We start from the raw sequence: 16,301 nt of genomic DNA on the forward strand, positions 1-16,301 counted from the left end.
GACGCGGCCGAGGCAGGAGGCGGGCCCGCTGAGCGGTGCCGACGGTGGCAGGAGGTGTCGCCGGGGCCGGCGGGTCAGCCGAGACGGGCGATGACCGGGCGGAGGGCGTCGGCCACGTCGGGCGCCGTCACCGGCCCGCCCCGGGCCGCCTCACGGCCGGCCAGCCCGTGCAGGTACGCGGCGGCGGCCGCCGCCCGCTCCGGGGGCAGCCCGGCCGCGAGCAGCGAGCCGAGCAGCCCGGCCAGCACGTCGCCGGTGCCGCCGGTGGCCAGCGCCGGGGTGCCGGTCGGGTTGACGTACGCCCGGCCGTCCGGCGTGCCGATCACCGTGCGGTCGCCCTTGAGCAGCACCACCGCGTTCATCCAGGCGGCCAGCCGCAGGGTGGCGGCCACCCGGTCGGCCCCCGGTTCCTCCCCGCAGAGCCGGGTGAACTCGCGGTCGTGCGGGGTGACCACGATCGGGGCGTCCCGCGTGCGCAGCCGGCCGGCGAGCGAGCCGTCGACCAGCAGCGTCAGCGCGTCGGCGTCGAGCACCACCGGCACCGGGGCGGCGAGCACCGCCCGCAGCTCCCCGGCCGCCTCCTCGCCGGTGCCCAGGCCGGAACCGCAGACCCACGCCTGCACCCGCCCGGCGTCGGCGACCCGGCCGGTCGCGATCACCGACGGGTGCCGGCGCAGCACGTCGGCCCGGGCCGAGCCGGCGTAGCGGACCAGCCCGGTCGGGCCGGCCAGCGCCCCCGCGACGGAGAGCACGGCCGCGCCGGGGTAGGTCGCCGAGCCGGTCGCGACGCCCACCACGCCCCGGCTGTACTTCTCCGAGGCCGGGCCGAGCCGGGGCCACCAGTCGACGACGTCCGACCACTCGGTCACGCCCAACGCCGGGCTGCCCCGCAGCCACGGCTCCAGCCCGATGTCGACCAGCTCCACCTCACCGGCGAGCGCGGCGGCCGGGCCCACCACCAGCGCGGGCTTCAGCGCGCCGAACGCCACCGTCACGTCGGCCCGCACCGCGCTGGGGCGGCCCGACGCGGTCAACGGCACTCCCCCGGTGTCGACCGCGACCCCGCTGGGCACGTCCACGGCGACCACGGTGGCCGGTGCGCCGTCGCGCCCCCGGTGCCGCACGAGGCTGGCGGCGAGCTGGTCGGCGGTGTCCCGCAGCCCGCCGCGCCCGCCGATCCCCACGATGCCGTCCAGCACCAGGTCGACGGTCCCCGACGGCCGGTCGACGACCCGCCCGCCCGCGGCCCGCAGCGCGGCCAGCCCCTCCGCGTGCGCCCGGCCGGGGGCCAGCAGCAGCGCCGACACGGCGGCACCCCGCCGGGCCAGGTGCGCGCCGGCGAGGAGCGTGTCGCCGCCGTTGTCGCCGGAGCCGACCAGCAGCAGCACCCGCGCGGCGTAGACGCCGCCCCGGTCGGCCAGCAGCAGCGCGCAGCGACGGGCCAGCCCGGCCGCCGCGCGCTTCATCAGCGTCCCGGGCGGCAGCGTGGCCATCAAGCCCGCCTCCGCAGCGCGTACGTCCGCGACCCGCCAGACCGATCTCATGCCACCCCGTCCCGTCGGACTCCCGGCGCGCCGCGACCCGGCACGCCCCCGATCACCGCTCCGCGACCACCATCGCCGAGGCGATCCCGCCGTCGTGCGACAACGAGAGATGCCACCGGTTGACCCCGCGCTCGGTGGCCGCCGCCGCGACCGTGCCGGAGACGGTCAGCCAGGGCCGGCCGTCCGGGTCCGGCACGACCTCGCAGTCGTGCCAGCTCAGGCCGGCCGGGGCGCCGAGCGCCTTGGCGACCGCCTCCTTGGCCGCGAAGCGGGCGGCCAGCGACTCGGGCGAGCGCGGGTTGCCGGAGCGGGTGCACCGCTCGGCCTCCGTGAAGAGCCGGTCGGCGAGCAGCGGTGTCCGTGCCAGGGCCTTGGCGAACCGCTCGACGAGGACGACGTCGATGCCGACAGCGACGATCACCCGCTCACCCTACCGGCGCGGGCGGCCGCAGATTAGCCCTCGGCGCCGCGCGCGGCAACGCCTGTGGACGACGCGGCCGTACGTGGGCGGGCCGTCGTCCACAGGCCACGTGCGGGGGTGTGGACGACGCCTAGCGTCGCGGCCGTCGATGTTTCGAAAGGCGGGGGCCGAGGATGACCGATGAGCCGTTGACCGTACGACCGGACGCGCTGCGCCGGGCCGCGCGCGGGCTCGACGACGACGCGTACCGGCTGGCGCACGGGCTGGCCGGGGCGTCCGGGCTGGTGGTGCCGGCCCCGGAGTGGTCGACCGCGGCGGCGTCGGCCGGGCTGGAGTCGGCCGTGCACGCCTGGTTCGGCGGGCTCGGCGCCCGGGTGGCCCACACGGCCGGGGCGGTCCGCTCCGCCGCCGAGGCGTACGAGGCGGTGGACGACCGGGCGGCCGGCCGCCTCACCGCGCTGCCCCGGTGAACGCGCCGGCACCCCCGGCGCGGGGTCGGTCGGCCCCGGCCGGGCACGCGGCGCGCCCGGTCCCGCCGGCGCCCCCGGCACGCCCGACGCCGCCGCCGCGCCCTATGCCGCCGACGCGCCCGGCGCACCCCGCCGAGCGCGCGGCGGACGTCGGCTACCGGCAGCTGTGGGCGGCCGATCCCGACGCGTGGCGGGCGGCCGGGGTGGCCTGGCGGGGGCTGACCGGCCCGGTGGCGCGGCGGGCCGACGAGCTGGCCGCCGGCGCGGCGGTGCTGCGGTCCGGCTGGTCGGGCGGGGCCGGCGTCGCCGCCGACGCCCGGCTCGCGGCCCTGCGCACCGAGCTGACCGCCGTCTCCCCCGCCCTGATCGAGGCCGACCAGGTGCTGGCCGAGTTCGCCGGCCGGCTGGCCGCCGCCAAGGCCCGGCTCGCCGCCGCGGTGGCCCGCGCCGACGCGGCCGGGCTGCTGGTCGACCGGCAGGGCCGGGTCACCGCCGACCCCGCCCGCGCACCGGTGACCGCACGCCCCGGGTCGGGCGCGGCCGGAGCCGGCGCCCCCGTGGTCCGCGCGCCCGGGGCCGGGACAGCCGGGGCTGGCGCGTCCAGGGCCGGCGCACCCGGGGCCGGGGCGTCCGGGGCCGGGGCGTCCGGAGCCGGGGCGTCCGGAGCCGGGGCGTCCGGAGCCGGGGCGTCCGGAGCCGGGGCGTCCGGAGCCGGGGCGTCCGGAGCCGGGGCGTCCGGAGCCGGGGCGTCCGGAGCCGGGGCGTCCGGAGCCGGGGCGTCCGAGGTGGGTGCGGCGATCCGGGCGGCGCTGGAGCTGGCCGGCGCGGCCGACCGGGAGGCCGCGGGGCGGCTGGACGCGCTGGCCGGCGCCGCCCGCGCGGGGTGGGCCGAGCGGCCGCCGCCCGGCCGCCCGAAGGCCGGCGCCGACCCGGCCTCCGTGCGGGCCTGGTGGGCCGGGCTCACCCCGCGCAGCGCCGGTGGCTCGTCGCGCACGAGCCGGGGCTCCTCGGCCGCCTCGACGGGGTGCCGGTGGCCGCCCGCGACCAGGCCAACCGGCTGCTGCTCGGGGTGCGGCGGGAGGAGCTGCTGGCCGCGCGGCGACGGCTGCTGGAGCGGGTGCCGCGCGGGCCGGTCGAGCTGGCCGGGCTGTCGCGGATCGGGAAGTCCCTGGCCGGGCTGGACGCGCTGGCCGCCCGTCTGGCGGGCGACGAGCAGCCCCGGGCGTACCTGCTGGGGCTGGGCACGGGCGGCGAGGGACGGGCGGTGGTGGCGCTGGGCAACCCCGACCGGTCGGCCCGGGTGCTGACCTACGTGCCGGGGATGACCGCCGGCCTGCACGACGTGCCCGGCGAGTTGGGCCGGGCGGCCCGGGTGCTGGCCCGCTGCGCCGCCCTCGCCCCCGAGGAGGAGGCCGCGGCGGTGCTATGGCTGGACTACGACGCCCCCGACTTCCTGCACGAGGCGGCGTGGCCGGGCCAGGCCCAGAACGCCGGCCCGGCGCTGCACCGGTTCCAGGAGGGGCTGCGGGAGACCCACGACGGGCCGCCGGGCCGGCAGACCGTGCTCGGGCACAGCTACGGCTCGCTGGTGGTCGGCACGGCCGCCCGCGACCACGGGTTGGCCGCCGACGCGCTGGTCTTCGTCGGCTCGCCGGGGGTGGGGGTCGCGCACGCGGGCGAGCTGGGTGTGCCGCCCGGGCAGGTCTGGGCGAGCACCGCGCCGGACGACGTGATCCGGTGGGCCCGGCCGCCGGACGAGCTGGCCCGCCGGTCCCTGCTGGGCGCGTCGCCGGTCGGCCCGGCGATCGGGGCGCTGCTCGGCGCGCCGGAGCGGGAGCTGTGGTTCGGGCAGGACCCGTCCCATCCGGGCTTCGGCGGGCGTACGTTCCCCAGCGGCCGGCACGGCCACACCGGCTACTGGGCGCCCGACAACCCGGCCCTCGACGGGATGGCCCGGGTGGTGCTCGGCCGCTGACCCGTGCAACGCGGCGGGCCCCGCCCACCGGCGGGGGTGGGCGGGGCCCGTCGTCGGGCGGCGCGGCCTACTCGACCGTGACCGACTTGGCCAGGTTGCGGGGCTGGTCCACGTCGTGCCCCCGGGCGGCGGCGATCTCGGCCGCCAGGACCTGCAACGGCACGGTGGTGACCAGCGGCGCGAGCAGCGTCGGCGTACGCGGCACGTAGATCAGGTGGTCGGCGTAGCGGACGACCGCCTCGTCGCCCTCCTCCGCGATCACGATGGTCCGGGCGCCGCGCGCGCGTACCTCCTGGATGTTGGAGACCACCTTGTCGTGCAGCATGCCCCGGCCGACCGGGGACGGCACGATGCAGATCACCGGCGTGCCCTTGTCGATCAGCGCGATCGGGCCGTGCTTCAGCTCGCCGGCGGCGAAGCCCTCGGCGTGCATGTACGCCAGCTCCTTGAGCTTGAGCGCGCCCTCCAGGGCCACCGGGTAGCCCACGTGCCGGCCGATGAAGAGCACGGTCGGCTCGGCCTTCAGGTCGCGGGCCAGCTCGCGGACGGGCTCGATCCGGTCCAGCAGCTCGCGCAGCTTGCCCGGCATCTCCTGGAGCTGGGCGACCACGGCGGCCACCTCGTCGGCGAACTTGATGCCGCGCACCTGCGCCAGGTGCAGGCCGATCAGGTAGCAGGCGACGAGCTGGGTGAGGAACGCCTTGGTGGACGCGACGGCGATCTCCGGTCCGCCGTGGGTGTAGAGGACCGCGTCGGACTCGCGGGGGATGGTGGAGCCGTTGGTGTTGCAGATGGCCAGGACGCGCGCCTTCTGCTCCTTGGCGTGCCGCAGCGCCATCAGGGTGTCCATCGTCTCGCCGGACTGCGAGATCACCACGATCAGCGTGGACCGGTCGAGGACCGGGTCGCGGTAGCGGAACTCGCTGGCCAGCTCCACCTCGCAGGGGATCCGGGTCCAGTGCTCGATGGCGTACTTGGCGACCAGACCGGAGTGGTACGCGGTGCCGCAGGCGACGATGAAGATCTTGTCGACGTCGCGCAGGTCCTGGTCGCTGAGGCGGACCTCGTCGAGCATGATCTCGCCGGAGTCGGTGAGCCGGCCGAGCAGCGTGTCGGCGATGGCCTGCGGCTGCTCCTCGATCTCCTTGAGCATGAACCAGTCGTAGCCGCCCTTCTCGGCGGCGGAGGAGTCCCAGTCGATGTGGAAGTCCTTGCCGCTGGCGGGCTGGCCGGCGAAGTCGGTGATCTCGATGGTGTCGCCAGTGATCAGGACGATCTGGTCCTGGCCCAGCTCCACCGCCTCCCGGGTGTGCTCGATGAACGCGGCCACGTCGCTGGCCAGGTAGTTCTCCCCGTCGCCCCGCCCGACGACGAGCGGCGAGTTGCGCCGGGCGCCGACCACCGCGCCGGGCACCGCGGCGTCGACGGCGAGCAGCGTGAACGCGCCCTCCAGCCGCTGGCAGACCACCCGCATGCCGGCGGCGAGCAGCTGCGGCCCGTCGGGGTGGCCGGCGGCGCGCAGGTCGGCCAACGCGGCGGAGAGCAGGTGCGCGGCGCACTCGGTGTCGGTGTCGCTGGTGAACTGGACGCCGTCGGCCTCCAGCTCGGCGCGCAGCTTCGCGAAGTTCTCGATGATGCCGTTGTGGATCACGGCGACGCGGCCGTCGGGGGCCAGGTGCGGGTGGGCGTTGCGGTCGGTCGGGCCGCCGTGGGTGGCCCAGCGGGTGTGCCCGATGCCGGTGGTGCCGTCGCCGATGCCGATCGGGCTGGCCGCGCAGGACGTGGGATCCTCGGCGGCCCGCTCGGAGAGCACCTTCTCCAGGTTGGCCAGCTTGCCGGCCTTCTTCTCGGTCAGCAGCGCGCCGTCGCAGACGATGGCGACGCCGGCCGAGTCGTAGCCGCGGTATTCCAGCCGCCGCAGTCCGTCGAGCACGATGCCGAGCGCCGGGCGCGCGCCGGCGTAACCAACGATTCCACACATGTCCCGCAGCCTAACCTAGTTCCACTCACCGCGCGTGCGCGAAAGCCGGGTAAACGATCACCTAACTTGAGCGATCGGAGGGGAAGCGGCACTCTGCGTGACATAGCTCCGCCGGGCGACGGTGCTGCCGGCGACGGTCCCGGGCGGTCGGGGCCGCCGTCGGCAGGGGTTGAAGCCGCGCCGGGAGTCCGTAGGCTGGCGGGCGTGACGACCGCCGACGTGGATCCGCTGGTGGCCCGGATGCGCCCGTTCGGGACGACCGTCTTCGCCGAGATGTCCGCCCTCGCCGTGCGCACCGGCGCGGTCAACCTCGGCCAGGGCTTCCCCGACACCGACGGTCCGCCGGAGATGCTGGCCGCCGCCGCGGAGGCGCTGCGCACCGGACAGAACCAGTACCCGCCGGGTCCGGGCGTCCCGGCGTTGCGCGCGGCGGTGGCGGCGCACCAGCGCCGGTTCTGGGGGCTGGAGTACGACCCGGACGGCGAGGTCGTGGTGACGGCGGGCGCCACCGAGGCGATCGCGGCGGCGATCCTCGGGCTCTGCGAGCCGGGCGACGAGGTCGTCTGCTTCGAGCCCTACTACGACTCGTACGCCGCCTCGGTCGCACTGGCCGGCGCGGTCCGGCGCCCGGTGACGCTGCGTCCCGCCGCCGACGGCCGGTACGCCTTCGACCCCGACGCCCTGCGCGCCGCGTTCGGCCCGCGCACCCGGCTCGTGCTGCTCAACTCCCCGCACAACCCGACCGGCAAGGTCTTCACCCCCGACGAGCTGGCCCTGGTCGCCGAGCTGTGCCGGGAGCACGGCGCGTACGCGGTGACCGACGAGGTGTACGAGCACCTGGTCTTCACCGACGCGGCCACCCCGCACGTCCCGCTGGCCACGCTGCCCGGCATGCGGGAGCGGACGCTGCGCATCTCGTCTGCCGGCAAGACGTTCTCCTGCACGGGCTGGAAGGTCGGCTGGGTGAGCGGGCCGGCGGCGCTGGTCTCGGCGGTGCTGCGGGTGAAGCAGTTCCTGACCTTCGTCAACGCCGCGCCGCTCCAGCCGGCGGTCGCGGTGGCGCTGGCCCTGCCGGACGACTACTTCGCCGACTTCCGCGACGGCATGCAGGCCCGCCGCGACCAGCTCGTCGGCGGGCTGACCGACGCCGGGTTCGAGGTGCTCCCGCCGGAGGGCACCTATTTCGTCACCGCCGACGTCGGCGCGCTGGGCGGGCGGGACGGGGTGGAGTTCTGCCGGTCCCTGCCCGGGCGGTGCGGGGTGGTCGCCGTGCCGACGCAGGTCTTCTACGACGACGCCGAGGCCGGTCGGCACCTGATCCGCTTCGCCTTCTGCAAGCGCCCCGAGGTGCTGACCGAGGCCGTCACCCGGCTGCGTCGGCTGTCCGCGACCTGAGCCTCCCGCGGCCGGCCGCGCGCGCCGTCCGGGCCGCGTCGGGTCGGGTCGGGTGGGCCGGGCCGCGCCGGGTCGGGTGGGTCGCGCCGGTCGACGCGGACGCCTGAGCGTCAGCCGGCCGCCCGGGTCGGGCCGGTCTCCCGCTCCGGCGGGGCCGCCTCCGAGCGGGGCGCCCGGAGCCGGGCGAGCGCCGCGCCGCCGTCGGCGAGCAACACCTGTTCGGCGTCGTCGACGAAGGCCAGGTCGGCCTCGACGTGTCGACTCGCCGCCGAGAGCAGCAGGCCGACCACGGGGTCGTCGGCCCGGCGGCGCAGCCCGTCGAGGTTGCGCAGCTCCCGCATCAGGTGACCGCGCTGGTTGCCGAGCACCGTGCGCACGGTGGCCGGCTCGCCGGAGCGGGCCGCGGCGGTCACCTTGAGGAAGAAGTCGTCCCGGAACCCGCCGCTGCGCGGGCTGGGCTCGCCGAGCCAGCGCGCCAGCTCGGCCCGGCCCTCCGGGGTGATCTCGTAGACCACCCGGTCGGGCTTGACCGGCTGGGGCTGCCGTTCGGCCACCACCAGGCCGTCGCGGGAGAGCCGGTCGAGGATCTGGTAGAGGTGCCCGATGTTGAGCGGTCCCCACTGCGGGCCGACCGCCTCCTCGAAGGCGCCCTTCAGCTCGTAGCCGTAGCTGGGGCCGCCGGCGAGCAGGGCCAGGACCGCGTGCTGTATCGCCACCGTCTACTCCGATCCGACCCGGGGGCTGACCACCGCCGGGCCTTGCATTGTCACAATGTATCCCGCACAGTGTGCTCAGCACACGGGGAGGCGCGACATGTTCGACATCATCTGGAGACAGCTTCGCGGCCGTGCGGGACGGTCGGTGGCGCTGCTGCTCGGCGTACTGGTGGCGACCACCGGGTTCGTCGTGCTGACCGGCGCCACCACCACCTCCCGCCTCGACGTCACGGGCTCCGTCGAGCGGAACACCGAAGCCGCCTACGACATCCTGGTCCGCCCGAAGGGCACGCGCACCCCGCTGGAGGCCGACCGCCGGCTGGTCCAGCCCAACTACCTCTCCGGCCTCTTCGGCGGCATCACCACCGCGCAGTACGACCAGGTGAAGGCGGTCACCGGGGTGGACGTCGCCGCCCCCATCGCGATGCTCGGCTACTCCACCGCCCCGGTGCCGACCCCGCTGGACCTGACCGACGCCGTCGACCGCTCGCTCGACCGGCAGGTCATCCGCGTCGATCCCCGGTTCGTCGCCGAGCGCAGCCTCTCCACCGCCTCGGGCCGCGCCCGGTACCTGTACGTCACCAAACACCCGATCATCCATGCCCGCAACGACCTGGTCTCCAGCTCCGACGCCACCACCTACACCGACGGCCGGCGCTACCCCTGGCACGACCAGTGTGGTGCCTCCCCGCGCGAGGTCCTGCCCGACGGCCGCACCCACTCGATCTGCGACCCGCGGTACGCCATGGGCAGTATGGGCGCCTACTCGGAGCGGGAGGACTGGACCGTGATGCCTGTGCGGCTGCTGCCCGACGGCCGGTTCGAGGCCCACGCCAACGTCCTCGCCGACGGCGAGGGTCACGGGCCGGGTGACGTGACCACCTCGGACCGGCTCCGCATCCGGACCAACCTGACCGTGCCCTTTCTGCTGGCCGCGGTGGACCCGACCGCCGAGGACCGACTCGTCGGCCTCGCCGGGACGGTGGTCGAGGGGCGGGCGCTCCGTCCCGACGACTCGGTCATCGCTGGCCGTGAGGAGGGCGGATCCACCGTACCGGTCCTCACGACCAGCCGCCCCTTCCTCGACGAGGAACTGCGCGTCGACGTCGCGCGGCTGCCCGCCGCGCGCCCGGCCGGCGTGCCGTTGGCCGATCTGGAGCGGGAGCTGCGGCGAGGACCGGCGACCCCCGCCGGGAAAGCCAGCGCCGACGTCGTCTCCGGCTGGCGTTCCCAGTTGGCCGAGGGCCTCACCCCGACCGGCTGCTGCTTCGGCCAGCTTCAGGACATCGTGCAGGCCGGGCCCGCGGAGTACGACCGCCTCCCCGACGGCACCCTGCGGGTCCGTCCGGTCCCGCCGGCCGCCCCCGAACTCTACGGTGGACACCAGGACTTCAACCCGTTCCCGCGTCCCTGGCTGACGGAGGACGTCGGCGCCCGCCCGCTACGCGAGCTGTCGCTGAGGAAGTCGACCCCCAAGAAACCCCTCTGGCGCCATTGGCGGGCGGTGGGGGTCTTCGACCCGCAGAAGCTGACCGGGTTCAGCGACCTGGGCAAGGTCCCGCTGGAGACGTACGAGCCGCCGCGGGCCGCCGGCGCCGACGCCGCCAGCCGGGACGCGCTGGGCGGGCGACCGCTGGAGCCGAGCGGCAATCCCGCCGGCTACCTCGCCGCCCCGCCGCTGCTGCTGACCAGCCTCGCCAGCGTGCCGAAGCTGCTGGCGGGCGGCGGCAGTCCGCAACTCGCCGCCCCGATCAGCGCGATCCGGGTCCGGGTCGCTGACGTGGGCGGCTACAGCGACCGTGCCGCCGAACAGGTCCGGCTCGTCGCCGAGCGGATCGCCCAGGTCACCGGGCTCGACGTCGACATCACCCTCGGCTCGTCCCCCGCCCCGCAGGCCGTGGAGCTGCCCGCCGGATCGTTCGGCCGGCCGGCGCTGCGGCTGACCGAGGAGTGGTCGGCGCTCGGGGTCGCCTCGGTGATCACGAAGGCGGTGGACCGCAAGAGCGTCGCGCTCTTCGTACTGGTGCTGGTGGTCTGCGCGCTCTTCCTCGGCAACGCGGTCGCCGCCGCCGTCCGGGACCGCCGGTCCGAGCTGGCGGTGCTCGCCTGCCTCGGCTGGCCGGCCCGGCGGATCGGCGCGCTGATCCTCGGCGAGGTCGCCGCCCTCGGGCTGGCCGCCGGGCTGCTCGCGCTGGCACTGGCCGTACCGCTGGGAGCCGCGCTCGGCATCGACGTGGGGTGGCGGCGGGCGCTGCTGGCCGTACCGGTGGCGTTGCTGCTGGCGCTGGTCGCGGGCCTGACGCCGGCCCTGCGGGCCGCGCGCGCCCACCCGGCCGCCGCGCTGCGCCCGGCGGTGGCGACGGCCCGGTGGGTACGCCGGCCGCGCACCCTCGTCGGGCTGGCCCTGGCCAACCTGGCCCGCACGCCCGGCCGCACCCTGCTCGGGGCCGGCGCGCTGGCCATCGGGGTCGCCGCGCTGACCCTGGTCGCCGCCGCCGGATACGCGTTCCGGGGTGCCATCGTCGGCAGCCTGCTCGGTGACACGGTCTCGCTGAGCGTGCGCGGCGCGGACACCATGGCCGCCGTCGCGACGGTGCTGCTCGGTGCCGCCGCGGTCGCCGACGTGCTCTACCTGAACATCCGGGACCGGGCCGCCGAGCTGGCCACCCTACGCGCGGTCGGCTGGAGCGACGCCGCACTGGGCCGCCTCATCGCCTACGAGGGGCTGGCCCTGGGTCTGCTCGGCGCGGTCACCGGCGCCGGCCTCGGGTTGACCGGGGCGGCCTGGCTGGTCGGCGCCCTGCCCGGCACGTTGGTCGCGGTCGCCGCGTCGGTGGCGGCGGCCGGTGTCCTGGTCACCTCGGTGGCCGCCCTGGTCCCGGCCGCGCTGCTGCGCCGGCTGCCGACCGCCCGACTGCTTGCGGAGGAGTGACGATGGAGACGACGACGGGCAGCACGGTCCGGGTCGCCGGGCTGGTCCGGCGCTTCGGGGCCGGCCCGCAGCAGGTGACGGCGGTCGACGACGTCTCCCTGGAGATCCCGGCGGGGGCGGTGGTGGCGCTGACCGGGCCCAGCGGCTCCGGGAAGTCGACGCTGCTGCACATGATCGGCGCGATCGAGCAGGTGGACGCCGGCACGATCACCGTGGACGAGCAGGAGATCACCGCGCTCGGCCGGTCCGCCCTGACCCGGTACCGGCAGCGGGTCGGCTTCGTCTTCCAGCGCTACCACCTGCTGCCCGCCCTCACCGTGCTGGACAACGTGGTCGTGCCGGTGCTGCCCCGCCGGGGCCGGGCCGACCACGCCGCCCGGGCCCGGGAGCTGCTCGACGCGGTCGGCCTGGCCGGGCGGGAGCGGGCCCTGCCGGCCCAGCTCTCCGGCGGCCAGCAGCAGCGGGTCGCGATCGCCCGGGCGCTGATGGGCTCCCCCGGGCTGCTGCTCGCCGACGAGCCGACCGGCAACCTCGACTCGACCACCGGCGGGCAGATCCTCGACCTGCTGCTGGACCTGCGCGACCGGCACGGCATGACGGTCCTGCTCGCCACCCACGAGCGGGCGGTGGCCGCCCGGTGCGACCGGCTGATCCGCCTCGGCGACGGGCGGGTCGTCGAGGACGTGGACCTCACCGACGGCGAGGACCCGGCGGCCACCTTCCGGCGGGCCGCCGGCCTGCGCCTGTAGACCGGCCGGGGCCCGGGCCGATGCGAAAGGTCAGGCGGTCGGGCTGGCGGTGCGGACCTGCTCGGCGATGCGCTCGGCGACGCTTCGGGCGACCTGCTCGGTGGCCGCCTCGACCATGACCCGGACCAGCGGCTCGGTGCCGGACGGGCGCAGCAGCACCCGGCCGGTCTCGCCGAGCTCCGCCTCGGCCCGCTCGACCTCGGCCCGGACGGCGGGTGCGGCCGCGCCGACCGTACGGTCGCCGACGGGGACGTTGATCAGCACCTGCGGCAGCCTGGTCACCACGGCGGCGAGCTCCGCGAGGGACTTGCCGGTGGCGGCCAGCCGCGACATCAGGTGCAGCCCGGTCAGCACGCCGTCGCCCGTGGTCGCGTACGCGGGCATCACGATGTGCCCGCTCTGCTCGCCGCCCAGCGCGAGGCCGGACGCGCGCAGCTCCTCCAGCACGTACCGGTCGCCGACCTTGGTCTCCAGGAGGCGGATGCCCTGCGCGGACATGGCCAGCCGCAGGCCGAGGTTGCTCATCACCGTGGCGACCAGGGTGTCGTCGGTGAGCGTGCCGGCCTCCCGCATGGCGAGCGCGAGGATTGCCATCACCTGGTCGCCGTCGACCTCGTCGCCGTCGGCGGACACCGCGACGCAGCGGTCGGCGTCGCCGTCGTGGGCGATGCCGAGGTGCGCGCCGTGCTCGACCACGGCGGCCCGCAGGGCGTCGAGGTGGTTGGAGCCGCACTCGTCGTTGATGTTGAGGCCGTCCGGCTCGGCGTAGATGGCGACGACCTCGGCCCCGGCCTCCCGGTACACCACCGGCGCCACCTCGGCCGCCGCGCCGTTGGCGCAGTCGACCACGACCTTGAGGCCGTCGAGGCGGTGCGGCAGGGTGCCGATCAGGTGCTGCACGTAGTGGTCCGCGCCGTCGAGCAGGTCGTGCACCCGGCCGACGCCGGCGCCGACCGGCCGCTCCCAGGCGGTGGTGGCGTTCGCCTCGACGGCCGCCTCGATCCGCATCTCGATCTCGTCCGGCAGCTTGTGCCCGCCGGCGGCGAAGAGCTTGATCCCGTTGTCGGGCATCGGGTTGTGCGAGGCGGAGAGCATCACGCCGAGGTCGGCCTTGGCCTCGGCGGTGAGGAACGCCACGGCCGGGGTGGGCAGCACGCCCACCCGGACCACGTTGGCTCCGGCGCTGGTGAGCCCGGCGACCACGGCGGCCTCCAGCATCTCGCCGCTGGCCCGGGTGTCCCGCCCGACCACGGCCAGCGGGGGATGGCTCCGGTCCGACTCGGCGAGCGTGTGGGCGGCGGCGACCGCCACCGCCAGCGCCAACTCAGGCGTGAGATCCGCGTTCGCCCGCCCGCGTACGCCGTCCGTGCCGAACAACCGGCCCATACCCGCCAACCTCCGATGAAACGGTCCAGGAAAGGCGAACGGCCGGGCCACCTCCCGTCGAGGGGAGGTGAACCCGGCCGTCCGTCAGAAGTACAACGCGCCGCTGATGATCAGCGCTTCGAGTACTGGGGAGCCTTACGGGCCTTCTTGAGGCCGTACTTCTTGCTTTCCTTGACCCGGGCGTCCCGGGTGAGGAAGCCGGCCTTCTTCAGCGCCGGACGGTCGTCCGGCTCGCTGACGATCAGGGCCCGGGCGATGGCCAGGCGCAGCGCGCCGGCCTGACCGGTGGTGCCGCCGCCACGCAGGTTGGCGATGACGTCGAAGGCCTCCGGCTTCTCGGCGGTGACCAGCGGGTCCTTGATCAGCTGCTGGTGCACCTTGCTCGGGAAATAGGCCTCGAGGTCACGGCCGTTGCACGTGATCTTGCCGCTGCCGGGGACGATGCGCACCCGGACGATGGCCTCCTTGCGCCGACCCACGGTCTGGATCGGGCGGTCACCACGCGGCGCGCGGGCGACGGGCGCCGGCGCCTCGGTGGCCTCCTCGGGGGCAACCTCGGTCTCGGTGATGTCGGTCATGCTGTTTCCTTCGCCCGCGCTCACTGCGCGATCTGCTTGATCTCGAACGGCACCGGCTGCTGCGCGCCGTGCGGGTGCTCGGCACCGGCGTAGACCTTCAGCTTCTTGATGAGCTGACGGCCGAGCTTGTTGTGCGGGAGCATGCCCTTGACGGCCAGCTCGATGGCCCGCTCGGGACGCTTGGTCAGCAGCTCGTCGTAGCCGACCTGCTTCAGACCACCCGGGTAGCCGGAGTGGCGGTAGGCGACCTTGGTGTGACGCTTGTTGCCGGTCAGCGCGACCTTGCCCGCGTTCACGACGACGACGAAGTCGCCCGTGTCGACGTGCGGCGCGAAAGTCGGCTTGTGCTTGCCGCGCAGCAGCGTGGCGGCGTGGGTGGCCAGGCGGCCCAGCACGACATCAGAGGCGTCGATGACGTGCCACTGACGCTCGATCTCACCCGGCTTCGGGCTGTACGTACGCACAGGTATACCTTGTCTCGTCGTCGGTCTGGGGTCGCGCGCCGAGGTTACCGGGCGCGCACGAACGACCAAGCGTACCTCAGGCGGCACGCCTCTGGATGTCGTACAACAGCAGGCAACGATACCCGCCGCCCCGTCGGCAGGTCAAAACGGGGTACGCCCCCGCCTGGCCCCCAGAGGATACATGGCGGCGGTCACACACCGGTCAGCCGGCGCGGGCCCGGCCGCAGGTACACCAGCCAGGTCACCCCGAAACAGAGCGCGTACGCGACGATGAAGGCGACGTACGCCGCGTCCGCGCTGCCCCCGGTCAGGAACGACTGCCGGAAGGCGATGTTCACCAGCACCCCGCCGGAGGCCCCGACCGCCCCGGCGATGCCGATCACCGAGCCGGTCATCCGCCCGGCCCGGCGCTGCGCCGCGACCGCCTCCCGCCGACCGGCGGCCACCTCCGCCGTCGCCCGGGCCCGGAAGATCGCCGGGATCATCTTGTAGGTCGAGCCGTTGCCGATGCCCGAGAAGACGAAGAGCGACAGGAAGCCGAGCAGGTAGAGCCCGAACGACCGCTCCCGGGCGGCGTACAGCACCAACGAGGCGCCGGCCGCCATCGCGACGAAGTTCCAGAAGGTCACCCGGGCCCCGCCGAGGCGGTCGGCGAGGTGCCCGCCGACCGGCCGGATCAGCGAGCCGACCAGCGGGCCGAGGAAGGTGAGCCAGGCGGCGTCGACCGGGGTCGGGAAGCGCTCGGCGAACTGGAGCTGGAGCACCTGCCCGAAGGCGAAGCAGAAGCCGATGAACGAGCCGAAGGTGCCGACGTAGAGCAGCGACATGATCCAGGTGTGCGGGTCGCGGGCCGCCTCGCGCAGCGCGCCGGGCTCGTTGCGCGCCCCGGAGATGTCGTCCAACCCGCGCGCCGCGGCGAGCGCGGCCAGCACGATCAGCGGCAGGTAGACCGCCGGCACCAGCCGGGGGTACGCCGCTCCCGCCGTCGCCAGCACCGCCAGGCCGACCAACTGCACCGCGGGCACGCCGAGGTTGCCGCCGCCGGCGTTGAGTCCGAGCGCCCGGCCCTTGAGCCGCTGCGGGAAGAACAGGTTGATGTTCGCCATCGAGGAGGCGAAGTTGCCCCCGCCGACGCCGGTCAGGCAGGCCAGCACCATCAGGGTGGAGTAGGAGACGCCGGGCTCCAGCAGCACCGTCATCGGCACGGCCGGGACGAGCAGCAGCAGCGCGCTGACGATCGTCCAGGTCCGCCCGCCGAAGCGGGCCACGGCCAGCGTGTAGGGCAGCCGCAGCGCCGCCCCCAGCGCAGCCGGCACGGCGGTGAGCAGGAACTTCCCCGCCGGGTCGATGCCGTACTCGGGGCCGAGGAAGAGCACCGTCACCGACCAGAGGCTCCACACCGAGAAGCCCACGTGCTCGGCGAAGATCGAGACCCAGAGGTTGCGGCGGGCGACCGGCGCCCCGGTCGTACGCCAGAACTCCGGGTCCTCGGGTCGCCAGTCGTCGATGCGGTGCCGGCGGCCGACGGCCGGCGGAACGGCCTCGGCCGGGGGTGTGGTGGGGGCCAGTGTGCTCACGGCGACTCCTCCTCGTCGGGTGCGACCTGGAGGAACGCTAGGAATCCGGGATTACCCCGGGGTGCCCGTCGCGGGTCGGGCGGGAAACGGAGACCGCACCACGGGCGGATGCC

General features: G+C 75.6%; 14 protein-coding genes. 5 read left to right on the forward strand and 9 right to left on the reverse strand.

The features are described 5' to 3' along the window. Positions 1 to 74: 74 nt before the first annotated feature. Entirely contained in the window at positions 75 to 1,544 is a 1,470-nt protein-coding gene (locus AC0OO9_RS10540) for an NAD(P)H-hydrate dehydratase (RefSeq protein WP_484517120.1), read from the reverse strand. Between the two features lie 52 nt (positions 1,545 to 1,596). Next, entirely contained in the window at positions 1,597 to 1,965 is a 369-nt protein-coding gene (locus AC0OO9_RS10545) for a holo-ACP synthase (protein ID WP_132230942.1), read from the reverse strand. A 173-nt stretch (positions 1,966 to 2,138) separates the two neighbouring features. On the opposite strand from AC0OO9_RS10545, the gene AC0OO9_RS10550 reads away from it, so the two are divergent. After that, positions 2,139 to 2,435 (forward strand): type VII secretion target, encoded by a 297-nt coding sequence (locus AC0OO9_RS10550; protein ID WP_484517121.1) that lies wholly within the window; start codon positions 2,139 to 2,141, stop codon positions 2,433 to 2,435. 154 nt (positions 2,436 to 2,589) lie between these two features. Here AC0OO9_RS10550 and AC0OO9_RS10555 read toward each other — a convergent pair whose 3' ends face one another. Further along, a complete protein-coding gene (locus AC0OO9_RS10555; RefSeq protein ID WP_484517122.1) occupies positions 2,590 to 3,429 on the reverse strand; it encodes a hypothetical protein in 840 nt (279 codons plus the stop codon). Here AC0OO9_RS10555 and AC0OO9_RS10560 point away from each other — a divergent pair. Beyond that, complete coding sequence (locus AC0OO9_RS10560) at positions 3,385 to 4,410, forward strand: alpha/beta hydrolase (protein ID WP_484517123.1); 1,026 nt, start codon at positions 3,385 to 3,387, stop codon at positions 4,408 to 4,410. The two genes, AC0OO9_RS10555 and AC0OO9_RS10560, sit on opposite strands and share 45 nt — an antisense overlap. Positions 4,411 to 4,477: 67 nt before the next feature. Here the strand turns inward: AC0OO9_RS10560 and glmS are convergent, their stop codons facing one another. Continuing rightward, on the reverse strand, positions 4,478 to 6,391 hold the full coding sequence (gene glmS / locus AC0OO9_RS10565; protein WP_484517124.1) for a glutamine--fructose-6-phosphate transaminase (isomerizing): 1,914 nt from the start codon (positions 6,389 to 6,391) through the stop codon (positions 4,478 to 4,480). 204 nt (positions 6,392 to 6,595) lie between these two features. Between glmS and AC0OO9_RS10570 the strand changes: the two genes are divergently transcribed. Beyond that, on the forward strand, positions 6,596 to 7,786 hold the full coding sequence (locus tag AC0OO9_RS10570; protein WP_484517125.1) for a pyridoxal phosphate-dependent aminotransferase: 1,191 nt from the start codon (positions 6,596 to 6,598) through the stop codon (positions 7,784 to 7,786). A 110-nt stretch (positions 7,787 to 7,896) separates the two neighbouring features. Here AC0OO9_RS10570 and AC0OO9_RS10575 read toward each other — a convergent pair whose 3' ends face one another. Then, on the reverse strand, positions 7,897 to 8,502 hold the full coding sequence (locus AC0OO9_RS10575; protein WP_484517126.1) for a helix-turn-helix transcriptional regulator: 606 nt from the start codon (positions 8,500 to 8,502) through the stop codon (positions 7,897 to 7,899). Positions 8,503 to 8,599: 97 nt separating this feature from the next. Between AC0OO9_RS10575 and AC0OO9_RS10580 the strand changes: the two genes are divergently transcribed. Together AC0OO9_RS10580 and AC0OO9_RS10585 are read left to right on the forward strand one after the other, a co-directional pair. Beyond that, complete coding sequence (locus AC0OO9_RS10580; RefSeq protein ID WP_484517127.1) at positions 8,600 to 11,434, forward strand: FtsX-like permease family protein; 2,835 nt, start codon at positions 8,600 to 8,602, stop codon at positions 11,432 to 11,434. Between the two features lie 2 nt (positions 11,435 to 11,436). Further along, positions 11,437 to 12,183, forward strand: coding sequence for an ABC transporter ATP-binding protein (locus AC0OO9_RS10585; protein ID WP_484517128.1), 747 nt, complete (start codon positions 11,437 to 11,439; stop codon positions 12,181 to 12,183). A gap of 30 nt (positions 12,184 to 12,213) precedes the next feature. Here the strand turns inward: AC0OO9_RS10585 and glmM are convergent, their stop codons facing one another. The 4 genes from glmM to AC0OO9_RS10605 form a co-directional block, all read right to left on the reverse strand. After that, positions 12,214 to 13,569: a phosphoglucosamine mutase gene (gene glmM / locus AC0OO9_RS10590; RefSeq protein ID WP_421454765.1), complete on the reverse strand. Its 1,356-nt coding sequence runs from the start codon at positions 13,567 to 13,569 to the stop codon at positions 12,214 to 12,216. Between the two features lie 110 nt (positions 13,570 to 13,679). Beyond that, complete coding sequence (rpsI, locus tag AC0OO9_RS10595; protein WP_121399850.1) at positions 13,680 to 14,147, reverse strand: 30S ribosomal protein S9; 468 nt, start codon at positions 14,145 to 14,147, stop codon at positions 13,680 to 13,682. Positions 14,148 to 14,167: 20 nt separating this feature from the next. Continuing rightward, a complete protein-coding gene (gene rplM, locus AC0OO9_RS10600) occupies positions 14,168 to 14,611 on the reverse strand; it encodes a 50S ribosomal protein L13 (RefSeq protein ID WP_425877343.1) in 444 nt (147 codons plus the stop codon). 191 nt (positions 14,612 to 14,802) lie between these two features. After that, the gene (locus tag AC0OO9_RS10605) at positions 14,803 to 16,188 is read right to left on the reverse strand and encodes an MFS transporter (protein WP_484517129.1); all 1,386 of its coding nucleotides are present in this window, start codon (positions 16,186 to 16,188) and stop codon (positions 14,803 to 14,805) included. Positions 16,189 to 16,301: the final 113 nt, after the last annotated feature.

The organism is Micromonospora sp. USAFONa4, from assembly GCF_057197825.1.

Coding starts and splice junctions, on each gene's coding strand:
- AC0OO9_RS10540 (WP_484517120.1), bottom strand. CDS start 1,544: ATGAGATCGGTCTGGCGGGTCGCGGACGTACGCGCTGCGGAGGCGGGC.
- AC0OO9_RS10550 (WP_484517121.1), top strand. CDS start 2,139: ATGACCGATGAGCCGTTGACCGTACGACCGGACGCGCTGCGCCGGGCC.
- glmS (WP_484517124.1), bottom strand. CDS start 6,391: ATGTGTGGAATCGTTGGTTACGCCGGCGCGCGCCCGGCGCTCGGCATC.
- AC0OO9_RS10580 (WP_484517127.1), top strand. CDS start 8,600: ATGTTCGACATCATCTGGAGACAGCTTCGCGGCCGTGCGGGACGGTCG.
- AC0OO9_RS10585 (WP_484517128.1), top strand. CDS start 11,437: ATGGAGACGACGACGGGCAGCACGGTCCGGGTCGCCGGGCTGGTCCGG.
- glmM (WP_421454765.1), bottom strand. CDS start 13,569: ATGGGCCGGTTGTTCGGCACGGACGGCGTACGCGGGCGGGCGAACGCG.
- rpsI (WP_121399850.1), bottom strand. CDS start 14,147: ATGACCGACATCACCGAGACCGAGGTTGCCCCCGAGGAGGCCACCGAG.